This window comes from Natrinema salaciae (genome assembly GCF_900110865.1).
GTDB classification, from domain to species: domain Archaea; phylum Halobacteriota; class Halobacteria; order Halobacteriales; family Natrialbaceae; genus Natrinema; species Natrinema salaciae.
On sequence record NZ_FOFD01000001.1, the window covers coordinates 67208 to 87251 of the forward strand.

Genomic DNA, 20044 nt, shown 5'->3' on the forward strand with positions numbered 1-20044 from the left:
ACTAAGGGCGGGTATGGCTCTCTCGGACTTCGTTACCGCCGTCGTCGCCGTTCTGCGTCGCCGGCCGGCAGATCTCCTGCCGATGTACGTCCTCGGCGTCGCCGTCACCGCGATCGTTCGCGTCGTTCCGTTCGTCGCGATCGCGATCGCCTACATCGTTCTCGCGACGACCGGGCGACTCGAGTCGATTCGAACGGCGCTGACCGAACTGGGATCGCCGCCGACGGACCCGAACGCCGATCCCGAGGCGTTCGAGACGTGGGCTAACGGTCTCGAGCCGATCGTCGATCAGCTACTGACGCCACAGCTCGTCGTCCTCGGTCTCGGAACGGTCCTCGTGAGCGTCCTGCTGTTCGCGCTGCTGTCCGCTGGCGTCGCCGCAGGACAGCTCACAGCCTGTTACAGCCGGTTGCGAGACAACCGCGGACTGCTGGCCGGCGTCGACGGCGCTCGGCGCTACTGGCTGCGGTTTCTCGGGCTCTTCCTGCTCGAACTGCTCTGCTGGATCGCGGTGCTCGTCACCGTCGGCTTCGGGGCGGTGCTGCTCGCCGGAGCCGGCTCGCTCGCGACCGGCTCGATGGTCGTCGCACCCCTCGCCGTCCTGCTGGCGATGCTCGTCGCGCTCGTCGTCCTGCTCGTCGTCCGGGCGCTGTTCGCGTTCGCACCGGTCGCGGTCGTCGTCGACGACGCGGGCGTCTTCGCGTCGCTGTGGCGCGCTGCCGGGTTCGTCCGCAGACAGCCGGTCGACGCGCTCTTCTACTACATCGTCGCTCTCGTGGCGCTGGTCGGCGTCTCGAGTGTCGTCGGCCTCCTCTCGCTCGTCGATGTCGTCACGATCGGCTCGCTCGTCTCCACGCTCGTCTTGCTTCCCGCCCTGGATCTGTTGAAGACGGCCATCTACTGTGGCTACCGGGATCGATTGGCCCCGCCGGAGCCGCCGACCGAATCGCTTCGCCAGCAGCTTCGGGGCGGGCTCCGACGCGGCTGGACGGAGATGACGTCGTTCGTCCGCGCGACGCCGGGGACGCACGCGCTCGTCGTCGGCCTCGCACTCCTCGGATTCTGGGTCGGCTGGATGGCCGCCGAGCCGTTCGTCGGCACGTTCGAGGCGTCGATCGCGACCAGACTCGAGGGATGGCTCCCGCCGGCGATGGCGCTCGAACTGTTCGGCAACAATTGGCTCGTCGCGCTCACGACGGCCTACGCCGGCGTCGCGTTCGCGATCCCGGCGGTCATCTCGTTGCTGTTCAACGGCATCGCCATCGGGATCGCCGCCCGTCTCGAGGTCGATCCGACGGAACTGGCAGCGTTCATGGTCCCCCACGGCATCGTCGAGATTCCGGCGATTCTGATCGCCAGCGCGCTCGGGATTTCCGTCGGCGCGACCGCCTGGCGAACGTGGCAGGGCCGTGCGAGCCGAACCGACTTCGCGGACGCGCTCGAGCGGGCGTTCTGGGTACTGGTCGGGATCGGGATCCTGCTCGCGATCGCGGCGGTGATCGAAGGGTTCGTGAGCCCGTACTATTACCGGCTGTTCCTGTAGGACGACCGGTATCGTTGCGGGCAGTCGCGTCGACGACGTCGCCGCATCCGGGTCAGCGGGCCGACCCGCTCGCAGTGACGCTGCGGGCTGGCGTGCTCTACTGGTAGGCCTCGAATTCCTCGCCGAACAGCAGGAAGTACGCGGTTCCGACGACGCCGATACCGGTCGCGAGACCGAACGCGACCCGCGGATCGCCGGCGAACAGCTCGGCGCCGGTCAGCGGGTTCGAGAAGCCGCTCCAGAGCAGTCCGCCGATCGCGGCGCTCGGGATGACGATCAGGTTCCGCAGGAGGTAGTACGCGCCGGTCACGCGTCCGCCCGCGCCTCGCTCGGCGGGGCCGACGATCAGCGCCTTGTGCGCCGGCAGCCCCGCGAACCGCAGCCCGGAGAAGGCAAAGAGCGCCGCGAGGACGCCGGCGTCGTCGGGCGCGGAGATCAGCATGATCGGAAAGACCGCGTAGACGGCGAAGCCGATCGCGACGACCGGTTTGAGTCCGACGCGTTCGGCCGCCTTGGCGACCGGAATCATCGTCAGCAACGCGACGACCATCTCGATTCCCAGCAACACGCCGAAGTACGACTGCGGCGAGAGGTCGACGGTGCCGACCGCGGGAAGGGACAGCGAGAGTCCGACGCCGAGAAATCGAGTCACGACGATGACGAAGAAGACGTACACCATCCCGTTGGCGAAGCGGACGAGCGTGTCGGCCACCAGCAGGGGCCGGAGTTCGTCGGGCATCGTCCGGAGATCGGTACGCAGCTGGGAGACGCCCTCGAACCGCTTGCCGAGATCGTCTTCGTCGGGCCTGTAGAGGACGTGTTGGACGATCGTTCCGAGGACGCCGAAGACGACCGCGACGAACAGGATCAGCTGGAACGCGGTGCGGATCTCGCCGTCACTCGAGCCGAACGGATAGAAGAGCGCGGCGGCGACCAGCGGGCCGACGAGAAACGCGGTCCTGCGGAACGTTTCCGTGCTCGCGAAGCCGGCGGCCAGCTGCGAGGGCGGTACTGCCTGCTTGACGATCGCGAAGGTCGCCCCGAGTCCGAAGGACTTCCAGCCCTGCGCGAGGAGCAAGCCGAGGAAGATCGCGACTACCGCCAGCGACGTCGAGCCGATCGAGACGTCGGCGACGACGGGGGCGGCCAACCAGACCGCGAAGCCGACCGTCGAGCAGAGGCCGAACGCGGTCAGGGCGTATCGCGAGCCGATCCGGTCCGAGATCGCCCCGCCCGGATAGGGGTAGACGGCGCTGATGACGTTCCCGAACGAGCCGAACAGACCGATGACGAACGCCGATGCGCCCAGCGCCGACAGGTACTCGGCCATGTACCGGTTGGTCATCTGAAAGCCGAGGCTGAACGCGAACATCGCCGCCGAGAGGACGAGCACGTCGCGCTCGAGCGCGAAAAACTGCCGGAACGGGTCCAGCGGATCGGCCGCCCCCTCCGGAGAGTCCTGCTCGAGGCTCATACGGTTCGCTACTCGTCTTCCCGGCTTGAAAGTTGGTTCGTCGGCCGCGTCGACTCCCGAATCGGGACCGGGTCGTCACGACGAGCGGGTTCCGTGGTCCACCGCTCGGGGCACTCGATCCCGCGACGGTGATACGACAAAGGGAAGGGCTCATTAGCCAGTAGTGTGAGTTGCAGGACATGGCTTCGTGGAAACGGGATTTCGCGAGCGGGCTGATCGTTCTGGTCCCGATTCTCATCACGCTCTACGCGATTTACTGGCTCTACGGGCTCGTTGCCGGTATCACGCCGGGTCTCATTCTCGAACCAGGCGCGCTCGAACCGCTCATTCCGGGCACGAGTGAACAGGCCGGACAAACGCGCAGGCAACTCGCCCAGTTTCTCCGGGTGATCGTCGCCCTGACGGTGTTCATCATCCTCACGTTCTCGGTGGGGTATCTCATGCGGACGACCGTCGGCGGGCTGGTCGAACGACTCGTCGACAACGTCGCCAACCGCGTCCCCGTGATCCGGGTCGTCTACAACGCCTCGAAGATGGCCGCCGAGACGGCGTTCGGCGAGCAGGAATCGCTGCAGAAACCGGTCAAGCTCGAGACCTGGGAGGGGCTCCGGATGACGGCGTTCAAGACCGGCAAGGTGGCCGACGACGGTCGCGAGGTGCTCTTCTTGCCCACGTCGCCGAACATCACGACCGGCTACGTCGTCGAGGTCGAACCCGAGCGAATCACCGAACTCGACGAGGACGTCGAGGACGCGCTCACCCGCGTGCTGAGCGCCGGGTTCGGCGACGCCAACCGCCGCGGCATGGACGCCGGCATTTCCATCGACGTGGTCGACGAGGCGAGAACCGACCGCGCCGACGACTAGCGACCGATCGCGATCGCTGCGGCGCGATCGGACGAGCAAAATCCGCCCGCCGAACGAAGCGAGGCGCGGCCGTGAGCGTGTGTCGTTCTACCCAGAACCCGTCGGGGTCACTCTATGTCGACGTACTCGAACCACTCGTCGTACTCCTCGGGGGCCTGTTCGAGGATGTCGAAGAACCGCTGCTGGATGTCCTCGGTGACGGGGCCGCGGGAGCCGTCGCCGATGACGACGTTGTCGACCTTCCGGATGGGTGTCACTTCTGCCGCCGAGCCGGTGAAGAACAGCTCGTCGGCGGTGTTGAGTTCGCCGCGGGAGATGGAGACGTCGTCGTGAACGGCGTATCCCAGTTCCTCGGCGATCCGGATCACGGTGTCACGAGTGATGCCGTCGAGGATCGACTCCGAGAGGCCCGGCGTGTAGAGTTCGTCGTCGCGCACGAGGAAGACGTTCTCACCGGGGCCTTCGGCGACGTTGCCCTCCTTGTTGAGGACGATCGCCTCCGCGTAGCCGTTTCGGCGGGCCTCCTCGCCCGCGAGCATGCTGTTGACGTAGAGACCGGTGGTCTTGGCATTCGTCGGGATCTGGCTCGAGGCGTGTTTCCGCCACGAGGAGATCATCACGTCGATACCGTCCTCGAGGGCGTCCTCGCCGAGATAAGTCCCCCACGGCCAGGCGGCGATGGCGGTACGGGTGGGGCAGTCTTTGGGGCTGACGCCCAGCGAGTTGTAGCCGTAGTAGGCGATCGGCCGGACGTAACAGGACGGCAGCTCCTGTCGCCGGATGAGCGTTTTGGTCGCCTCGGTGAGCTCCGCGGGCGTGTGGTCGATCTCCATCTCGTACGGCTTCGCGGACTGGTAGAGCCGCTCCAAGTGCTCCTCCCACCGGAAGAGCGCGGGCCCGTTTTCGGTATCGTAACAGCGCGCTCCTTCGAAGACTCCCGTTCCGTAGTGGAGCCCGTGCGTGAGCACGTGGATCTGCGCGTCGTCCCAGTCGACGAACTCGCCGTCCATCCAGATCGTGTCGACGTCCATCTCGTCGAATCCCATAATCGAGAGTGTTGAAAGCCACTGTACTAAGTGTTCGCGGTTTCGGGTTCGACGATCGAGGCGGAGATCGAGCGACCCGTCGCCGTTCCACGACGACTCGACACGCTGTCGGTCGCCCCGATTGCGGAGTCGGATCGCCTCGACCACGACAGTGACGGGGCCGAAACCGGTCCCGGACGCTTACCGCGAGTCGGCCGGATTCTCGAGCAGGCCGTCGACGAGGCGGGTGAACCGATCGACCAGCCGGTCCGGTACGGTGGGGGTAACCTCTGCGAGCAGTTGCGCGGTTTGCTCGGGGGTGGCGAGCGAGAGCGTCACGCGGTTGCGGTCGTCGTAGGTCTTCGTGACGATGTCGCCCTCGATCAGGTGGTCGAGGTGGTACTCGAGCGTGCTGCGGGCGATGTCGAGTTTCGCCGCAACCGTGTCGGGTCGGCTCGGTTCGTGCTCGATCAGGTAGACGACGATCTCGCGGACCGTCTCGCGCCGAAACAGCGCGAGTGCGGTCCGCTCCCACGGGTCGTACTGCGGCGGGTAGTAGTGAGTCTGTCCGTACCACTCCTCGCGGACGAGGTCGTCGGCGTCGATCAGCCGACGGACGTGATACTGGATCTGCCCCGGTGCGTACGCCGACTCTCTGACGAGTTCGTTGAAGTGGATACCGGCGTTGGCCTGTACGTGGGCTCTGATCTGGTCTCGAGTGTCGCTCATTGGAATCGGTCTGTATCCGGTGGCTCTCTGTGGAGCGAACGGCGACTGCTACCGACACCTAGCCGTGTGTTCCTGATAACGCCTTTTGATCGTTCCCGACGGCTGAGAACGGGTCGTCGGTCGTCGACCCCGTCTTCGAGACCGCGGTGGCGAGCGGCCGCCGGAACGGGACGCAGTGACACGACCGAAGCACATAGATACCGTCATCGACGATGTACGGTCGTATCGATGGATCACACGAGTCCGTTCGAAATGTCGTGGCTCGATCCACAACTCGCCCCGGTGTTACTGGTCGTGCTCGTCCTCGCAGTCGTCGGGACGACACTCCTCTTTTGTTGCGGCGTCGTGGCGTACTCCCGGCGGCGATCGTTCCGGTATCTGCTGATCACGGTCGTGCTCGGCCTCCTCGTCACGCGGTCGGTCATCGGCCTCGGCACCGCGTTCGGACTCGTTCCGATGACGATCCACCACCTCGTCGAGCACGGCTTCGATTTCACCATCGCCGTGCTCATCCTCTACGCGGCGTATCGGAGCGGACCGGTCGGTGATACCGACGCGGAACCCGATCCAGCGGCTTCGAAAACGGACGGCGACTGAGTGCCTGCCCTACCCGAGTCGCTCGAGCACGTCTCGCCCCTCGAGGTAGGCGAACCCGTACCGATCCGCGTAGGCGCGAGCGTCGGCGGGGGAAAGCGCGTCGCCGGTCTCGTCGTCGAGCATCTCGCAGACGACGACGGCGGGCGTGAGGTCGGCCGCTTCGGCGAGGGCGACGCCGAGTTCGGTGTGTCCCTCGCGCTGACCGAGCAGGTCGGGCGCGGCTTTGAGCAGGTGAACGTGGCCCGGAACGCGGAACTCGTCGGCGAACGCCGTGTTCCCGGGTGCGGCGGCGGCCTCGCCGAGCGCTCGGATGGTCGTCGAGCGGTCGTCGTCGGTGATTCCGGTGTAGGTATCGCGGTGGTTGACCGTCAGCGAGAACGACGAGCGGTCGTCGTAGCCGAGTTCGTGGTCGGCCGTCGCGGGGTGGTCGACCGCCTCCGAATAGAAGGGGAGATCGAACGCCGCCGCCACCTCGTGGCCCAGTGCGACGCAGACCAGCCCGCCGGCGTCGTTGCGCAGTCTGGCGACGGCCTCGGGCGTGACGGCGTCGGCGTGGTAGATCAGGTCCGTCTCGCCCTCGCGGTCGGCCGCGTCGTGGACGAGTATCGGCTCGCCCGCTCGCAGGGACTCGAGGGCGTGCTCGAACGAATTCGCGGCCGCGTTCGCGCCGGCCGCGCCGCCGTCAGCGTTCGATTGTGGCCCGGCGTGGTGACCAGTCATTCCCGATCACCCACCGAGACGGTGACGTGGTCGCCGTCCTCGAGGGCGAGTTCCTCGCGGAGCTTGTCGGAGGCGATGACCTCGAGCTGGTCGTCGTCGTGGTGGGTTCGTTCGGGGGCGATCGTGTAGGCGTCGTCGTAGGTCTCGCCGTCGGCGGTCTCGATCGTCGCGGGGTAGCAGACCGCGGGGCCGTAGGTGCGCTCGTCCGACTCCCAGCCGTCGATCGGGACGGGCTCGAGCGAGGCCATTGCGCTGCGGCGGCGCACGCTCTCCTCGCGAAGGTCGACGTTCAGCGTCCCGGGGAACGGCTCGAAGCCGAGTCGCTCCTCGAACTGCCGTTTGTATCCCGACAGGGAGATGTAGTGGCGGCCCTCGCCCATCCCGCTGGTGACGGTCCCCTCGAGTGTGATCCGCGAGTCGGTCTCGAAGATGCGACGGTAGTCTTCGTACTCGGCGCGGAGCGTCCCCTCGCCGGTCTCGGTTATCGCGACCCACTGGCCGTCGCTGACCGTGTCGCGCTCGAGCAGCTCGGCGCTCTCGAGGCGCTGGAGCCGCCGCGAGGCGGTCTGGTTCGATGCGTCGAGACGGTCCGCGAGGTGAGAACAGGAGATCTTGACGTCGCCCTCGAGTCCACCCTCGAGTGCGAGGAGTTTGAGCACGGCGAGTTCGTCGTGCCCGACGGCGGACTCGGCTATCACTGACATACACGCACGTATATCCCATACCGGTAAAAGCATATCGAATGTGGAATGCGTCACGAAACTGTGACGCAGTTCACGAACGTTTTCCGCGTACTCGGAGGTTGGAGACCGGGTGCAAAAAGCCACCGATCCGACGGGTCCGGTCGGGGTCGGCAGCGGCGCGGGAGCTACAGGGCGCGTCGGATGTAGTCCGCGATTGCAGCGACGCGGTCGGGATCGTAGGTCCAGAACCCGTCCCAGACCCGCGGCTCCGTCTCGAGACAGACCAGCGCTGCGGGCCCGGTGTTCGACCCGCCGTCGTCGTCGGAGCCGTCGAGGCCGGCACCGTCGTCGGGTTCGTAGACGACGAACCACCCGTCTCGGTACTCTTCGTCGCTGCCGGTGTGTTCCGTCACGTCGAGATCGACCGTCGTCCCGTCGTCGACTCCGTAGACGTGGGTGTCGACGTCGGTCGCCGCGAGGTCGGCGTACACGTCCCTCGTTCCGATCTCGTCGCCGATCCGCGAGAGCCGCTGGAACGCGCTGTGAAGCGTTCCGCTGCCCGTCGCCCAGGCGCGCTGCTCGATGTAGCGGGAGACCAGGATCAGGAGCAACTTCTCCTTGTGCGAGAGCGGATACCCGCGGAGACGCAGCCGCGTCTCGTCGAGGGTCGCCAGCACGGCCGGCAGGTCGATCTCCGCCACGCCGCGCGCCCCCGTGACGAACAGATCGGAGTTGATCGCGAGGATCGCATCGTACAGCGCGGCCATCGGGGACGCCGCGATCGGCCGGCCCTCCTCGAGCAGGACGGCCGTATCGCCGTCTCGCTCGAGCGGGGCGCGTATCCGCGGGTCGAGATCCGAATCGGGTGGAATCGTCTCGCCCGGTTCGACGGTGATCGGCTGCTCCGCGAACGTCTCGGCGAGCATCTCCGTCAGAGGGCCCGTCGCGTCGTCGTTGACGACCGCGATCGTCCGGTCGGGCGAACCGACGTCGTCGATGAACGCTCGAAGAGTCACTTGCACACGTTCTTCGTTGCGGTACGTAACTGTTCTCGCCGTCGGCCTGCGGCCACGGTGACTCCGCGGGCGAGCGGCCGGCGTCCGATCTCCACGATCAGTCGCCGGTGACCGGATCTCGGTCCCAGAACTCGCTGCCCTTCTTCAGTTTCGGCACCCACGTGTCCGCCGTCTTCGCGAGGAGCGCGACGCGCGAGGCGGGCACGCCCTTGACCTCGTCGAAGCCGGGCATGTACTCCCCGACGTCTTCGGCGAACGCGACGACCTCCTCGTGCTCGGGCATCGCGGACCGGTCGAGGCGACCCTGCGAGTGGCCGACGTGCATGTACGCCTTCAGTTCGACGTAGTCGGGATCGGCCTGCTGGTAGAACCCGGCGTACCAGTCCGGATTGCGCATGTTCTCGCCCTTGACGAGCGTCGTCCGGAGCACGGTCCGGGTCTCGTCTTTCGCCGCGAGGACGTCCATCGTCTCGAGCAGCTTCTCCCAGGCGTCGTCCTCCATCGCGCCGACGACCTGGTCGAACGTGTGCCGCTCGGGGGCGTCGACGCTGACGTAGAGCTGCGTCGGATCGCACTCCCGGAGGACGTCGGGACGGGTCCCGTTCGAGACGAGGAACGTGGTGATATCCCGGTCGTGGAAGGCTTCGATGAGTTCGGGTAGGTAGGGATAGAGCGTCGGTTCGCCGTCCAGGGAGATGGCCACGTGGCGGGGCTCCATCGCCTGCTCGAAGACCTCGCGGGGGACCGCCTCGTTGCCGCCAAAGCCCGAGAGCAGTTTCTTCTGGAGATCGATCGAGGCGTCGACGACCGCTTCGGGGTCGTCCCACTCGACGTCGTCCATCTCGTAGGAGTGGCCCTTGTGATCGCGCCAGCAGAAGACACAGCGCTCGTTACACCGGACGACCGGCGTCATCTGAATGCAGCGATGGGACTCGATCCCGTAGAAGATGTTCTTGTAACACTTCCCCTCGCCCCGCATGGCGTTGGCCGTCCAGCCGCAGGTCTGGGCGGCCGTGTGGTTCTCGCTGTGATAGTCCGGACTCGAGACCTGCGCCGGCCCGCCGGCGTCGCCGTCGCCGGTGTCACGGCCGTCGCTGGCTCCGTCGCGCCCGGGATTCGCGGAGTCGCTCATGTTGTCAGCCGTTGTGCGGGCGCGGGCAAAAGGTGTGTGGTGTCCGGCCAGCTATTCGTCGTGTCCCTCGCCCGGGGCGTCGCCGGGATCGTCCGGGAGCGCGTGCGGATCGGCGGCTTCGTCGCCGTGCTTCGTGTCGTCCCGCTCGAAGAGATACAGTGCGGGCCCTGCGAGCACGATTACGAGCAGTCCCGGAATCGGCACGTCCGGCGGTGCCAGATAGATCCCCAGCCCGCTGCCACACGTGGCGAAGACGAGTCCCCCCCACAGGCCCGGCCTCGAGACCCCGATCCGGCTTGCGTCCCGGTAGACGGCGGCCGCACAGCCGAAGACGATCGCGATCCCGACGACGGCGACGGCGAGCCCCTGCAGCGGAATCATACCTCGAGCTATGCCGCCGGCCGCAAGTCAGTGTAGCGATTCACCGGACCGTTCGCCGCGAATCGCCCGCCCCGGTGCGGCCGACGGGATACGGAAACGGCGGACCCGCGTTCCGAACGGGGGCTGCGAGCGACGACGCCGCGGCTCGGGCCCGACGGCGCTCGCGGCCGGCGACTTCCGTACGAAAGCCTCGGCCTCTTCCCGACTCCGGCGCTATCGTCAGGTATGATTGGCGCGTACACGATCGGCAAGAAAGCGGTCAGTTTCGGCTACAAACGCTACGGCATCCCGGGAGCCGTCGCCTCGGGCGGTGCGGCGCTGGCGGGCTACCTGATCGTTCGGCGAGCCCTGAAATCGTCGACGAACGGCGAGAACGTCGACTCCGCGATCGACGCGGGCGAGATCCAGTCCGCGGTCGAAGAGAAGGGACTGAGCGCGGTGACCGACAGGGGAACCCTCGATCGGGCGATCGACGAAGAGAACGTCGGTTCCGCCGTCGATATGGGCGACGTGCAGTCGTCGGCCGAGGACGAAACCGACGAGGTCGCCGATAGCGCGGGCGACGGCGACTCGAGCACCGGCGGGAACTGACGGTCGAGGTCCCGCTTCGCCGGCGGTCGCCCGCCGGTAGCCGTCGCTTCTCGAGCGCGTCTCACCGCTGCCAGAACGTATCGGCGCAGTCGTAGACGACGCCGTGGTGCGGGCAGACGTACTTGCAGTGGCGTTTGTACATCGGCGTCTCGCAGGCGGGACACGGGCGTCCGCCGACGGCGTCCTCGTCGTCGGTGTCGACCATCGTCCGAACGATCGTCGCCGACCGTGCTAAACCCTTCGCGACCGGAGCGCGGCACTGCGTCGCGACCGCTCCTCGACGGGGTGTCGCGACGAAAACCCTGACACTGAAACCGACGTAAAAACCGACCCGGGCTACTCCTCGCGGTGCGAGCCGCGACGGCTCAGCACTCGCTCCAGCCGCAGGACTCGCAGGTCTTGCAGCCTTCCGAGAAGTACAGCGACATTGAGCCGCAGTCGGGACACTCCGGCGATTCGCCGGCGTCGATGAGGTCCTGTGTCGTGTCGTCGTCGGCGGCCGCCGACGCGCCGCCCTCCGCGGCGGCCGCACCGCCGTCGGTCTTCGGGCCGTCGTACTCGGCGGCGTCCGCGTCCGCCGACTCCTCGAGCGTCTGCTGTTTCGGGTACGGCTTGTCGATCTCGTTCTCGAGGTACCGGCGCATCGCGGTGCCGATGGCGTCCGGGATCGACTGGATCTGTTCGCCCTTGTCCCAGGCGACCTTCGGGGAGCGGGTCCCGCAGAGTTCGTCGACGATCTCCTCGGGGTCGACGCCGGAGCGCAGCGAGGTCGAGATGACCTTCGCCAGCGCCTCGGTGAAGGAGTTCGTGAAGCCCCCGGAGTGGCCGATGTTCGCGAACAGTTCGAACGGCTGGCCGGTCTCGGGGTCCTCGTTGATCGTCACGTAGATCTTCCCGTAGCCGGTGTCGATGCGCTGGCTGACGCCCTGCAGGGCGTCGGGCCGTTCGCGCTTCTCGGTGAAGTCGACCTGGATGGGGTCCTGCGCGTCTCCGTCGAGGAGCCCGTCGCCCTCCACTTCGAGAACGTCCTGGACCTCCTCGCTCTCGAGGAAGGTCTCGAGGCCGCCGAAGATCTCGTCGATCTGCTCGACCAGGGCCTGCGCGGCCTCGGTCTCGTCGGCGAAGTCGGCGTTGTCCGCGCGCGTGGTCAGCACCTGCTTGCTGCGGGTGCCGTCGCGGTAGTAGGTGACGCCCTTGCCGCCGTTCTCGTAGACCCACTCGAAGACCTCCTTGGCGTCTTCGAGCGTGGAGTCGTTGGGCGCGTTGACCGTCTTCGAGATGGCGGAGTCGACGCCGTTCTGACAGGCACACTGGACCGCGGCGTGTTGCTTCGCGGTGAGGTCGCTGGTGATGACGAACAGTTCGCCGATCGCGTCCGGCACCGTCGACAGTCCCTCGACGCCGTCGAACTGGTTCGTCGCCATCTGCTCCTGGGCTTCCGCCTTGACGGCGTCGACGTCGATGTCGTTGGCCTCGAGCGTCCGCAGGAAGTAGTCGTCGAACTCGACGAGCATCTCGTCGCCCTGAACGTCGTCGGTGACGTTCTTGTAGTAGGCGACGTTGTAGATGGGCTCACAGCCGCCCGTCGTGTTGCCGACCATCGAGGTCGTCCCCGTCGGGGCGATGGTCGTCACGTTGTGGTTGCGGATCGGGAAGCCGTCCGCCCAGTCGTCGGCGTCCTCGCCGGTCTGGCGCTCGAACCACTCGCGGTACTCCGTCGGGTTCGCGTACTTCGACTCGTCCCAGTCGTTGAAGGTGCCGCGTTCGGTGGCGAGTTCGCGGCTCGTGGCCTTCGCGCCGTGGTTGATGTGGGTCATCAGCTGGCTGGCGACCTCGTTGCCCTCGTCGCTGCCGTACTTGATCCCGAGCTGGACGTACAGCTGGGCCAGCCCCATGACGCCGAGTCCGATCTTGCGCATGTCGCGGACCTTCTCCTCGATCTCCTCGACCGGGAAGTCCGACATCGTGACGACGTTCTCCAAAAAGCGCGTGCCGTACTCGATGCGCTCGTCGAACTCCGCGTAGTCGATGGCCTCCTCGAGGAAGGCGGAAACGGCCGCCTCCTGGGAGTCGTACTCGTCGCCGTGCTCGTCGGACCAGACGCGCCAGTCGGGGGCGTCCGTGTCCGCCAGCGTCGAGAGGTTGATGTGGCCGAGGTTACAGGCCTCGTACTCCTCGAGCGGCTGTTCCCCGCATGGGTTTGTTGCAAGGATTCTGTGCTCGGATTTTTCTCCGACATCGAAGGAGTGCTCCTTGTTCACTCGCTCGAGGTAGATGACGCCGGGCTCGCCGTTCTCGTGGGCACCCTCGACGATGCGCTCCCAGACGAGTTCCGCGGGAACGGAGAGCGGTTCGCCGACCTCGACGTGCTCGCCGAGGTCGTACCGGCTGTACATCTCCTTGGTCTCCTCGGTGGCGATATGGGGCTCTTCCGTGCGCGGGTTGGTGAACGTGTACTCCTCGCCGTTCTGGACGGCCGCCATGAAGTCGTCGGTGACGCCGACGGAGATATTGAAGTTCGAGAGATGCCCCTCGACGGCGTTTCGAAGGTGTTTGGGCACGCGACCGTCCTCGTCGATCAGGTCGCGGGCCTCCTCGAGGGCTTCGCTAAAGCTCGTGTAGGTGTAGTCGTCGGGGTCGTTGAGACGGAGACAGTGGGCCAGCGAGACGTCCTTGTTCTTGGCGTGGATGAACTCGATGACGTCGGGGTGGGAGACGCGCATGATGCCCATCTGGGCACCGCGTCGGGTCCCGCCCTGCGCGATGGTCTCGCAGAGCTGGTCGTAGGTCCGCATGAAGGTGATCGGGCCGGAGGCGATGCCGCCGGTCGAGCCGACCGAGTCGCCGTAGGGACGAAGCTGCCAGAAGCCGTAGCCGACGCCGCCGCCGGACTGGAAGACTTCCGCCGCCTTCTTGGCCGTCTCGTGGATGTCCGAGAGGTCGTCGTCGGGCGACATGACGAAACAGGCCGAGAGCTGCTGGAGCTCGTTGCCCGCGTTCATCAGCGTCGGCGAGTTCGGCATAAAGGAGAGCGACTCCATCCCGTCGGTAAAGGTCTCGGCGACGTCTTCGACGTGGGCCCGTATCTCGTCGGGGAGTTCGGGGACGGTCGTGTCGTAGGCGAACTTGTTGACGTTGCGCTCGGTCAGCGTCGTCTCGACGTCGTCGTCGGCCGTGACGCCCTCGCCGAAGACCTCCTCGGCGAGCTCGTCTCGGCGCGGATGGTCGGGCTTCAGCTGGTCGGGGGAGACCGTGATCTCGCGATCCCGTTTCTCGGCCTCGTAGACGGCCTCGGCCAGCGCGATGTTCTTGCCGACGCGATCGAAGAGATCCTCCTGCGTCTCGATCAGATCGCCGTCGGCGTCCTTCCGGAGATAGCGGGCCGGGAGAATGTTGTGATAGGCGTTGTCGGTCAAGCGCTCCTCGAGCGTGTCCCCGTCGGTGCGCTTGATCGGTAGTGTGAGATCCGCCGCGGAAAGTTCGCTGTCGCTCATGCGCGCGTCACCTCGCTGCTGTCCTGCTGCCGCATATCGATTCTGGCGTGAGTCCGGCTCCTTGCTCTAATCATTCGTGACGAAGGTTCGGTATTCATGCATCCATCATAAAACGTGGTGTTGTTGTCCCACTTTTCTTGTAGTAATGCAAATTTGGTTGCAAAGATGTATCTGTAACGTTTCCATTCCGATTCTGTCGCGGCCGCCAAGACGGCCGGTTTCGCGGTCAACGATACCTACGTCCCCGACCGCCTTAACGATTTTCAGACCGAAGTGAAAGTGACTGTAACCGACGCAACTCGGTCGCTGTCGTGCGGTTTTCTCGTTTGCAGATGAGACCAGTACGCGACACTGTCCGGCTCTCGTGTCACTCGTCGTCACGAGTCAGTCAGATATCCAGAAAGATTACGTCCCTGCAGTGCGGGGAGTTGCGTATGATCGATGCACTGTTATCAGCACCACCTATCCTGCTGGTGCTCGCCGGACTCGCCGCTTTCGCAGTCGCCGTCATCGCGATCCGAATCGCGATCAAACTGGCCGTTCGAGTCGGTATCGTCGCCGCAGTTGTTCTCGCCGCGCTCTACGCGGTCGGCAAACTCGAGTTGCTGCCCGGTATCTAAGCGGGCGGTCGGAACGGCCGACCGGTTGGCTGTCGACGTGGACTCCGAAAAAACGCCGTTCGCTTTCGTCTCGCATCGCCTCGCCCGATTCGACCGACGAGAACCCCCGTCTAGACGCTCGAGAGGAAGTTCTCGATCACGTCGTGTCCCTTCGCGGTAAGGACGCTCTCGGGGTGGAACTGCACGCACTCGAGCGGGTACTCCCGGTGGCGCACCCCCATGACGAGCGTTTCGCCGTCGTGGTCCGCGGTCGCCGTCACCGCGAGACAGTCGGGCACCTCGGTCGCGACCAGCGAGTGGTACCGGCCCGCCCGGAACCCCTGCTCGAGGCCGTCGAAGACGCCCGCGCCGTCGTGGTCCACCGCGGCGGCCTTCCCGTGGATCGGTTCGGGTGCGCGACCGACGGTACCGCCGTACTCGTAGACGGCGGCCTCGAGGCCGAGGCAGACGCCGAGCGTCGGTATCTCGGGCGAGAGTTCCCGGAGCACGTCCATCGTGACGCCGACGTCGCGGTCGTTCTTCGGGTGACCCGGTCCCGGGCTGATGACGATCGCGTCGGGGTCGACGGCGCGCACGTCCGCGAGCGACGCCGTGTTCTTCAGGACCTCGGTTTCGGTCCCGGCCTGCTGGCTGACGTACTCGACGAGATTGTACGTGAAGGAGTCGTAGTTGTCGACGAACAGGACCGTGACGGGGTCCGCGTCGCCGTCGGTCCGCCGGTCGTCGTCCACCGCCGTCGCGCTCATCGCCCCACCTCCGGCGTCGCACCGGGTTCGTCGTCCGGCGTCGACTCGTCGGCGGGGCGTTCGATCTCCTCGAGCGCCGCGAGGACGCCGCCCATCTTCTTCTCGGTCTCCTCGTACTCGGCGGCGGGGTCGCTGTCGGCGACCAGGCCCGCGCCGGCCTGGACGGTGATCCGATCTCGCTCGTCGTCGGCTCCCGGGTCGTCCTCCCCCGAGCCCTCGTTCGCGGCGCGTCGCGCCGCGCAGTCCTCGACAGTGGCCGTTCGAATCACGATCGCGAAGTCCGCGTCGCCCGACCAGGAGTAGTAGCCGACGCCGCCCCCGTAGAGGCCGCGGGGAGTCGACTCGAGGTCGTCGATGATCTCCATCGCCCGGATCTTCGGCGCGCCCGAGAGAGTCCCGGCGGGGAACGAGGCTCGAGTGGCGTCGAACGCGTCGGGAGCCTCGGTCTCCCGGGCTGGCGACCCGTGATCGGCGACGGCCGAATCCTCCGCCAACGTCCCGGTCACCGTCGACTCGATATGCTGGACGTGACTGTACTTCAGGACGTTCATGAACTCGTCGACGCGAACCGAGCCGGGTTCCGACACGCGTCGAACGTCGTTGCGCGCGAGATCGACCAGCATCGTGTGTTCGGCCCGTTCTTTGCCGTCGGCCAGCATCTCGCCCGCGAGCCGGCGGTCCTCGACGGGACTCGAGCCCCGGTCGCAGGTGCCGGCGATCGGATTCGACATGACCTCGCGCCCGCGAACTGAAATCAGGGTCTCGGGGCTGGCCCCGACGACGGTCAGGTCGTCGTGGTCGAGCAGGTACATGTACGGCGACGGGTTCACCTCCCGCATCGCCTCGTAGAAGCCGAGGGGATCGACCTCGCCGTAGAGCTCCCGCGTCCGGGAGACGACGCCCTGGTAGATGTCCCCATCGAGGACGTGCTCTTTGGCCCGCCGGACGCTCTCTTCGTACTCCGCCCTGGGTCCGGCGACCTCCTCCTCGCGGACGAACCCGCCCGTTTCGGGCGGCTCGGCACCGCAAAGCGTCGTCGCGACCGCGGCAGCCTCGTCTCGGAGCGCGTCGTAGACCGCGTCCGGGTCGTCGTCGGCCTCGAGCACTGGCGTGAAGACCAGCGAGACCGTCCCGTCGCGCTCGTCGAACGCCAGCGTCTTCGTCGTCAGGAGGAACTGCGCATCGGGAAACCGCGAGTCGGGGCGCTCGAGACCGACCTCCTCGAGCCAGAGGTCGTAGACGGCGTCGTACGCGAGAAAGCCGACCAGGCCGCCCTCCAGATGCTGGCGGTCGTGGTCGGGGACGTTCTCGAGGCGGACGTCCGGCATGGCGGCCCGGAGCGCGTCGACGGTGTCGCCGGCCGCGTCGGTCTCGATCGCGTCGAGCGGGGCGTTCTCGGACAGCGCCTCGACGGTCGCCTCGCCGGACTCGACCGTCACGACGGCCTCGGGATCGTACCCCACGTAGGAGTAGCGCGCGTGGCGCTCCGCGCCCGCGCTGCTCGGCCGGAACGCGCCGTCCGGATCGCTCGAGGGCGTCTTCTCCGCGCTCTCCAGCAGGAAGGCGTACGGTGAGCGCTCGCGATCGGTCGCGTCCGATCGGCCGGTGAGGGCGGCGTAGGCGGCCAGCGGCGTCGTGTCACACTCGAGCGTTGCGACGGTGCGGACGACGGCGGGTCGCTCCGCCCGGTCCGCGCTCGTACCCGCGTACTCGCGGAACGCCTCCCGGTCGATGTCGAACGTCGGTCGGTCGGCCACCACGGGTTCGGAGTCCTGCATAGCGATTACGGCTCCGCCGGTCGGCGGGCGTTCTTGGCTCGGTCGACGAACGATCGCACGGCCTCGGCGTCCTTGACGCCGCCGCGCTCCTCGACGCCGCTGGCCACGTCGACGGCGAACGGCTCGACGGTGCGAACTGCGTCGCCGACGTTCGCCGGCGTGAGTCCGCCAGCGAGGATCAGCGGCGACTCGAGAGCCGCGGTCGCCGTTCTGGTCCGGTCCCAGTCGTGGGTCCGCCCGGTCCCGCCGCCGCCGTCTTCGCCGGGCGTGTCGACGACGAGCGCGTCGACGACGTCGTCGTAGGTCTCGGCAGTCCTCGCGTCGTCGGCGTCGACCGCGAGCAGGATCTCCGTCTCCAGCTTCGCGCGCAGGTAGGCGAGATCGCCGGGGCGAATGCCGCCGTGGATCTGGATCGCATCGGGCTCGACCGCCTCGATCAGCTCGATCGCGTCTTCGGGCCCGGCGGGCATCGTCACGAGCACGCTCGTCACGAACGGCGGGGTCGCCGCTGCGAGCGCCGCGGCCCGCTCGGTCGACACCTCGCGCGGCGTCTCGACGGGGACGTCACAGATGATACCGACCGCGTCCGCACCCGCGTCGACGGCCGCCTCGAGATCGGCTTCGGTGGTCAGCCCGCAGACCTTGACGCGGGTCATCGTCCCTCCGGCCTGGCCGTCGCGCCGCGGAGCCGCTCGAGTTTCCGCGCCGCCTCGCCGGAGTCGATCGCTTCGCGAGCGGCGTCGGCTCCCGCCCCGAGCGACTCGGCCTCGCCGGCGACGTAGATCGCCGCGCCGGCGTTCGCGAGGATGACGTCCCGCTTCGCGCCGGTCACGTCGCCCTCGACGATGCCGCGCATGTCGGCCGCGTTCTCCTCGGGTGTGCCGCCCGAAATGTCCTCGATGTCGTGGCGATCGAGCCCGAGATCCGCCGGCTCGAGGGAGATCGTTTCGACCGAGTTCCCCTCGACCTCCGCGGCGACCGTCTCGCCGTGGACGGCGATTTCGTCGGTCCCCGCGCCGTGGACGACCAGCGCGCGCTCGACGGCCATTCGCGACAGCGCGTCCGCGAGCACGGGGACGAGGTCGGGGTCGTAGACGCCGACGACCTGCGCGTCCGCCCCGGCGGGATTCGTGAGCGGACCGAGCACGTTAAAGATCGTCCGCATCCCGAGTTCCTTGCGCGGTCCGATGACGGCCTTCATCGCCGGGTGAAACACCGGCGCGAGCATGAAGCCGATGCCGTCGTCCTCGATGGCCGTCTCGACGGCCGGCGGTTCGGCTTCGACGTTCACGCCGACCGCCTCGAGCACGTCCGCGCTGCCCGACGACGACGAGACGGAGTAGTTGCCGTGTTTGGCGACCGGTACGCCCGCGCCGGCGGCGACGATCGCGCTCGTCGTCGAGACGTTGATCGTGTCGTAGTCGTCCCCACCCGTGCCACAGGTATCGACGAGCGGTTCCCGATCGGGCGAGATGGTCCTGGCCGCGTCGCGCATTCCCTCGGCGAAGCCGGCGATCTCGGCTTCCGTCTCCCCTTTCGCGCGCAGCGCCGTCAGCAGCGCGCCGATCTGTGCCTCCGTCGCATCCTCGAAAACGGCCGTCGACGCCGCTCGAGCGTCCGATTGCGTGAGATCTTCCCCGTCAGCAACTCGTTCGACGTATTCCTGCATAGTGATCACCAATGTACGTAGTTGTCTTACAATGCCCAAATCAGTACATCGACTTAAGCGTATCGGAGAGAGCCGTGCGGGCGACTCGCGTACGGCGACCGATTCGAAACCTTCAATTGTGGTGGCGGGCAACGAACGAGTGCAGTCAGGAAGCGTGGCACCGAGGTCACGCAGACCGATACCAGGCGGGTTGGTGGTCTAGTCTGGTTATGACACCTCCTTGACATGGAGGAGGCCGGCAGTTCAAATCTGCCCCAACCCACTACTTCTGTCGCGAGCAACTCCGCGAGCGACGAAATCGTAATGTTAGGCTGATTTGGATCAGGGAGTGCAGCGAAGCGGAACGACCGTGGTTCAAATCTGTCCCGACCCACCGAGAATGTCGCTCTCGCCATATCCGTGAACGGCGAGGTTTTCTTCCGCGATTCGTCGTACGTGACCGACTGTCGCCGCTGCTACGGGTTTGGGTCGGATGTCGGTCGTCGAACGCTCGACGTTTCGGGAGACGACCTCGGGTCCGATTATCGCCCGTCCTCGAATCCGTCGTCGGTAACGGACTGGCTTTCGGGGTTGTGGTTGACGATCCACTGGTGGACGTTCGACGGTTCCCCGACGACTCGCCACTGAACGAACGCCTGATGGCCGAGCCGCGGACCCAGTTCGCGCACCATCTCGTCGTACTGCGCCCGGAACGTCATCAGCGCATACCGGGCCTCGAATACCGTCCTGGCTTTCGACCGAGCACGCTCTTCGTCACCGTCCCCGTCGGTATCGAGCAACGCATCGAGGTACGCCCGTCGTATATCGTCGCTCGTCACCGCCTCGAGTCGGTCGAGGTCGAGAACATCGTAGTACGTTGTCGCATCCGACCACTCGTCTACCGCCGTCAGTTCATCAGTCGGCGACGAACCGTCGAGAGCGGTATCGAGGCCCCATTCGGCATCGTTTGCGAACGGATCGGGAACGTCGTCCATGGGTTT

At 66.7% G+C, this 20044-nt stretch carries 20 protein-coding genes and 1 tRNA gene; 6 read left to right on the top strand and 15 right to left on the bottom strand.

Annotation, left to right across the window (positions count from 1 at the left end; all coding sequences use genetic code 11):
- Nucleotides 1–13: 13 nt before the first annotated feature.
- On the top strand, nucleotides 14–1543 hold the full coding sequence (locus tag BMX07_RS00395; RefSeq protein WP_090611723.1) for a stage II sporulation protein M: 1530 nt from the start codon (nucleotides 14–16) through the stop codon (nucleotides 1541–1543).
- 97 nt (nucleotides 1544–1640) lie between these two features.
- Here the strand turns inward: BMX07_RS00395 and BMX07_RS00400 are convergent, their stop codons facing one another.
- Entirely contained in the window at nucleotides 1641–3017 is a 1377-nt protein-coding gene (locus BMX07_RS00400; RefSeq protein WP_090611727.1) for an MFS transporter, read from the bottom strand.
- 179 nt (nucleotides 3018–3196) lie between these two features.
- On the opposite strand from BMX07_RS00400, the gene BMX07_RS00405 reads away from it, so the two are divergent.
- Nucleotides 3197–3883, top strand: a complete 687-nt coding sequence (locus tag BMX07_RS00405) for a DUF502 domain-containing protein (RefSeq protein WP_090614707.1) — start codon at nucleotides 3197–3199, stop codon at nucleotides 3881–3883.
- A gap of 107 nt (nucleotides 3884–3990) precedes the next feature.
- On the opposite strand, the gene BMX07_RS00410 is transcribed toward BMX07_RS00405, so the two are convergent.
- Together BMX07_RS00410 and BMX07_RS00415 are read right to left on the bottom strand one after the other, a co-directional pair.
- On the bottom strand, nucleotides 3991–4929 hold the full coding sequence (locus BMX07_RS00410) for a branched-chain amino acid transaminase (RefSeq protein ID WP_090614710.1): 939 nt from the start codon (nucleotides 4927–4929) through the stop codon (nucleotides 3991–3993).
- Between the two features lie 180 nt (nucleotides 4930–5109).
- Complete coding sequence (locus BMX07_RS00415) at nucleotides 5110–5637, bottom strand: winged helix-turn-helix transcriptional regulator (protein ID WP_090611731.1); 528 nt, start codon at nucleotides 5635–5637, stop codon at nucleotides 5110–5112.
- A 228-nt stretch (nucleotides 5638–5865) separates the two neighbouring features.
- Here BMX07_RS00415 and BMX07_RS00420 point away from each other — a divergent pair, with 228 nt between their 5' ends.
- Nucleotides 5866–6234 (top strand): DUF7471 family protein, encoded by a 369-nt coding sequence (locus tag BMX07_RS00420; RefSeq protein WP_090611734.1) that lies wholly within the window; start codon nucleotides 5866–5868, stop codon nucleotides 6232–6234.
- A gap of 9 nt (nucleotides 6235–6243) precedes the next feature.
- Here the strand turns inward: BMX07_RS00420 and ribB are convergent, their stop codons facing one another.
- The 5 genes from ribB to BMX07_RS00445 all read right to left on the bottom strand — a co-directional run bounded on the left by ribB (nucleotide 6244) and on the right by BMX07_RS00445 (nucleotide 10166).
- On the bottom strand, nucleotides 6244–6954 hold the full coding sequence (ribB, locus tag BMX07_RS00425; RefSeq protein ID WP_090611738.1) for a 3,4-dihydroxy-2-butanone-4-phosphate synthase: 711 nt from the start codon (nucleotides 6952–6954) through the stop codon (nucleotides 6244–6246).
- Nucleotides 6951–7658 (bottom strand): DUF120 domain-containing protein, encoded by a 708-nt coding sequence (locus tag BMX07_RS00430; protein WP_090611742.1) that lies wholly within the window; start codon nucleotides 7656–7658, stop codon nucleotides 6951–6953. The genes ribB and BMX07_RS00430 overlap by 4 nt, the downstream gene beginning before the upstream one ends.
- A gap of 164 nt (nucleotides 7659–7822) precedes the next feature.
- Nucleotides 7823–8653 (bottom strand): DICT sensory domain-containing protein, encoded by an 831-nt coding sequence (locus BMX07_RS00435; RefSeq protein WP_090611746.1) that lies wholly within the window; start codon nucleotides 8651–8653, stop codon nucleotides 7823–7825.
- 97 nt (nucleotides 8654–8750) lie between these two features.
- Entirely contained in the window at nucleotides 8751–9785 is a 1035-nt protein-coding gene (gene twy1 / locus BMX07_RS00440; RefSeq protein WP_090611750.1) for a 4-demethylwyosine synthase TYW1, read from the bottom strand.
- Between the two features lie 51 nt (nucleotides 9786–9836).
- Nucleotides 9837–10166, bottom strand: coding sequence for a hypothetical protein (locus tag BMX07_RS00445; protein WP_090611754.1), 330 nt, complete (start codon nucleotides 10164–10166; stop codon nucleotides 9837–9839).
- 225 nt (nucleotides 10167–10391) lie between these two features.
- Between BMX07_RS00445 and BMX07_RS00450 the strand changes: the two genes are divergently transcribed.
- A complete protein-coding gene (locus tag BMX07_RS00450; RefSeq protein ID WP_090611761.1) occupies nucleotides 10392–10757 on the top strand; it encodes a hypothetical protein in 366 nt (121 codons plus the stop codon).
- 61 nt (nucleotides 10758–10818) lie between these two features.
- On the opposite strand, the gene BMX07_RS24080 is transcribed toward BMX07_RS00450, so the two are convergent.
- Nucleotides 10819–10962, bottom strand: a complete 144-nt coding sequence (locus BMX07_RS24080; protein WP_175480003.1) for an HVO_2523 family zinc finger protein — start codon at nucleotides 10960–10962, stop codon at nucleotides 10819–10821.
- A gap of 160 nt (nucleotides 10963–11122) precedes the next feature.
- Nucleotides 11123–14251 (bottom strand): adenosylcobalamin-dependent ribonucleoside-diphosphate reductase, encoded by a 3129-nt coding sequence (locus BMX07_RS00455; RefSeq protein WP_090611766.1) that lies wholly within the window; start codon nucleotides 14249–14251, stop codon nucleotides 11123–11125.
- A 434-nt stretch (nucleotides 14252–14685) separates the two neighbouring features.
- Between BMX07_RS00455 and BMX07_RS00460 the strand changes: the two genes are divergently transcribed.
- A complete protein-coding gene (locus tag BMX07_RS00460; RefSeq protein ID WP_090611770.1) occupies nucleotides 14686–14871 on the top strand; it encodes a DUF8029 family protein in 186 nt (61 codons plus the stop codon).
- Nucleotides 14872–14981: 110 nt separating this feature from the next.
- Here the strand turns inward: BMX07_RS00460 and trpG are convergent, their stop codons facing one another.
- Genes trpG through trpD form a run of 4 tightly spaced genes read right to left on the bottom strand, consistent with a single transcriptional unit; the run spans nucleotide 14982 to nucleotide 19064 of the window.
- Nucleotides 14982–15617, bottom strand: a complete 636-nt coding sequence (trpG, locus tag BMX07_RS00465) for an anthranilate synthase component II (RefSeq protein WP_090611774.1) — start codon at nucleotides 15615–15617, stop codon at nucleotides 14982–14984.
- Nucleotides 15614–17395 carry an anthranilate synthase component I gene (gene trpE, locus BMX07_RS00470; RefSeq protein ID WP_090611778.1) on the bottom strand — a complete coding sequence of 594 codons (1782 nt, stop codon included), beginning with the start codon at nucleotides 17393–17395 and terminating at the stop codon, nucleotides 15614–15616. The genes trpG and trpE overlap by 4 nt, the downstream gene beginning before the upstream one ends.
- Nucleotides 17396–17400: 5 nt before the next feature.
- Nucleotides 17401–18051, bottom strand: a complete 651-nt coding sequence (locus BMX07_RS00475) for a phosphoribosylanthranilate isomerase (RefSeq protein WP_090611782.1) — start codon at nucleotides 18049–18051, stop codon at nucleotides 17401–17403.
- Nucleotides 18048–19064: an anthranilate phosphoribosyltransferase gene (gene trpD / locus BMX07_RS00480; protein WP_090611786.1), complete on the bottom strand. Its 1017-nt coding sequence runs from the start codon at nucleotides 19062–19064 to the stop codon at nucleotides 18048–18050. The genes BMX07_RS00475 and trpD overlap by 4 nt, the downstream gene beginning before the upstream one ends.
- Before the next feature lie 187 nt (nucleotides 19065–19251).
- Between trpD and BMX07_RS00485 the strand changes: the two genes are divergently transcribed.
- A tRNA-Val gene (locus tag BMX07_RS00485) sits at nucleotides 19252–19326 on the top strand.
- 259 nt (nucleotides 19327–19585) lie between these two features.
- Here BMX07_RS00485 and BMX07_RS00490 read toward each other — a convergent pair.
- Nucleotides 19586–20038, bottom strand: a complete 453-nt coding sequence (locus tag BMX07_RS00490; RefSeq protein WP_090611789.1) for a hypothetical protein — start codon at nucleotides 20036–20038, stop codon at nucleotides 19586–19588.
- Between the last annotated feature and the right edge of the window lie 6 nt (nucleotides 20039–20044).

Coding starts and splice junctions, on each gene's coding strand:
- BMX07_RS00395 (WP_090611723.1), top strand. CDS start 14: ATGGCTCTCTCGGACTTCGTTACCGCCGTCGTCGCCGTTCTGCGTCGC.
- BMX07_RS00400 (WP_090611727.1), bottom strand. CDS start 3,017: ATGAGCCTCGAGCAGGACTCTCCGGAGGGGGCGGCCGATCCGCTGGAC.
- BMX07_RS00405 (WP_090614707.1), top strand. CDS start 3,197: ATGGCTTCGTGGAAACGGGATTTCGCGAGCGGGCTGATCGTTCTGGTC.
- BMX07_RS00410 (WP_090614710.1), bottom strand. CDS start 4,929: ATGGGATTCGACGAGATGGACGTCGACACGATCTGGATGGACGGCGAG.
- BMX07_RS00415 (WP_090611731.1), bottom strand. CDS start 5,637: ATGAGCGACACTCGAGACCAGATCAGAGCCCACGTACAGGCCAACGCC.
- BMX07_RS00420 (WP_090611734.1), top strand. CDS start 5,866: ATGGATCACACGAGTCCGTTCGAAATGTCGTGGCTCGATCCACAACTC.
- ribB (WP_090611738.1), bottom strand. CDS start 6,954: ATGACTGGTCACCACGCCGGGCCACAATCGAACGCTGACGGCGGCGCG.
- BMX07_RS00430 (WP_090611742.1), bottom strand. CDS start 7,658: ATGTCAGTGATAGCCGAGTCCGCCGTCGGGCACGACGAACTCGCCGTG.
- twy1 (WP_090611750.1), bottom strand. CDS start 9,785: ATGAGCGACTCCGCGAATCCCGGGCGCGACGGAGCCAGCGACGGCCGT.
- BMX07_RS00445 (WP_090611754.1), bottom strand. CDS start 10,166: ATGATTCCGCTGCAGGGGCTCGCCGTCGCCGTCGTCGGGATCGCGATC.
- BMX07_RS00450 (WP_090611761.1), top strand. CDS start 10,392: ATGATTGGCGCGTACACGATCGGCAAGAAAGCGGTCAGTTTCGGCTAC.
- BMX07_RS24080 (WP_175480003.1), bottom strand. CDS start 10,962: ATGGTCGACACCGACGACGAGGACGCCGTCGGCGGACGCCCGTGTCCC.
- BMX07_RS00455 (WP_090611766.1), bottom strand. CDS start 14,251: ATGAGCGACAGCGAACTTTCCGCGGCGGATCTCACACTACCGATCAAG.
- BMX07_RS00460 (WP_090611770.1), top strand. CDS start 14,686: ATGATCGATGCACTGTTATCAGCACCACCTATCCTGCTGGTGCTCGCC.
- trpG (WP_090611774.1), bottom strand. CDS start 15,617: ATGAGCGCGACGGCGGTGGACGACGACCGGCGGACCGACGGCGACGCG.
- trpE (WP_090611778.1), bottom strand. CDS start 17,395: ATGCAGGACTCCGAACCCGTGGTGGCCGACCGACCGACGTTCGACATC.
- BMX07_RS00475 (WP_090611782.1), bottom strand. CDS start 18,051: ATGACCCGCGTCAAGGTCTGCGGGCTGACCACCGAAGCCGATCTCGAG.
- trpD (WP_090611786.1), bottom strand. CDS start 19,064: ATGCAGGAATACGTCGAACGAGTTGCTGACGGGGAAGATCTCACGCAA.
- BMX07_RS00490 (WP_090611789.1), bottom strand. CDS start 20,038: ATGGACGACGTTCCCGATCCGTTCGCAAACGATGCCGAATGGGGCCTC.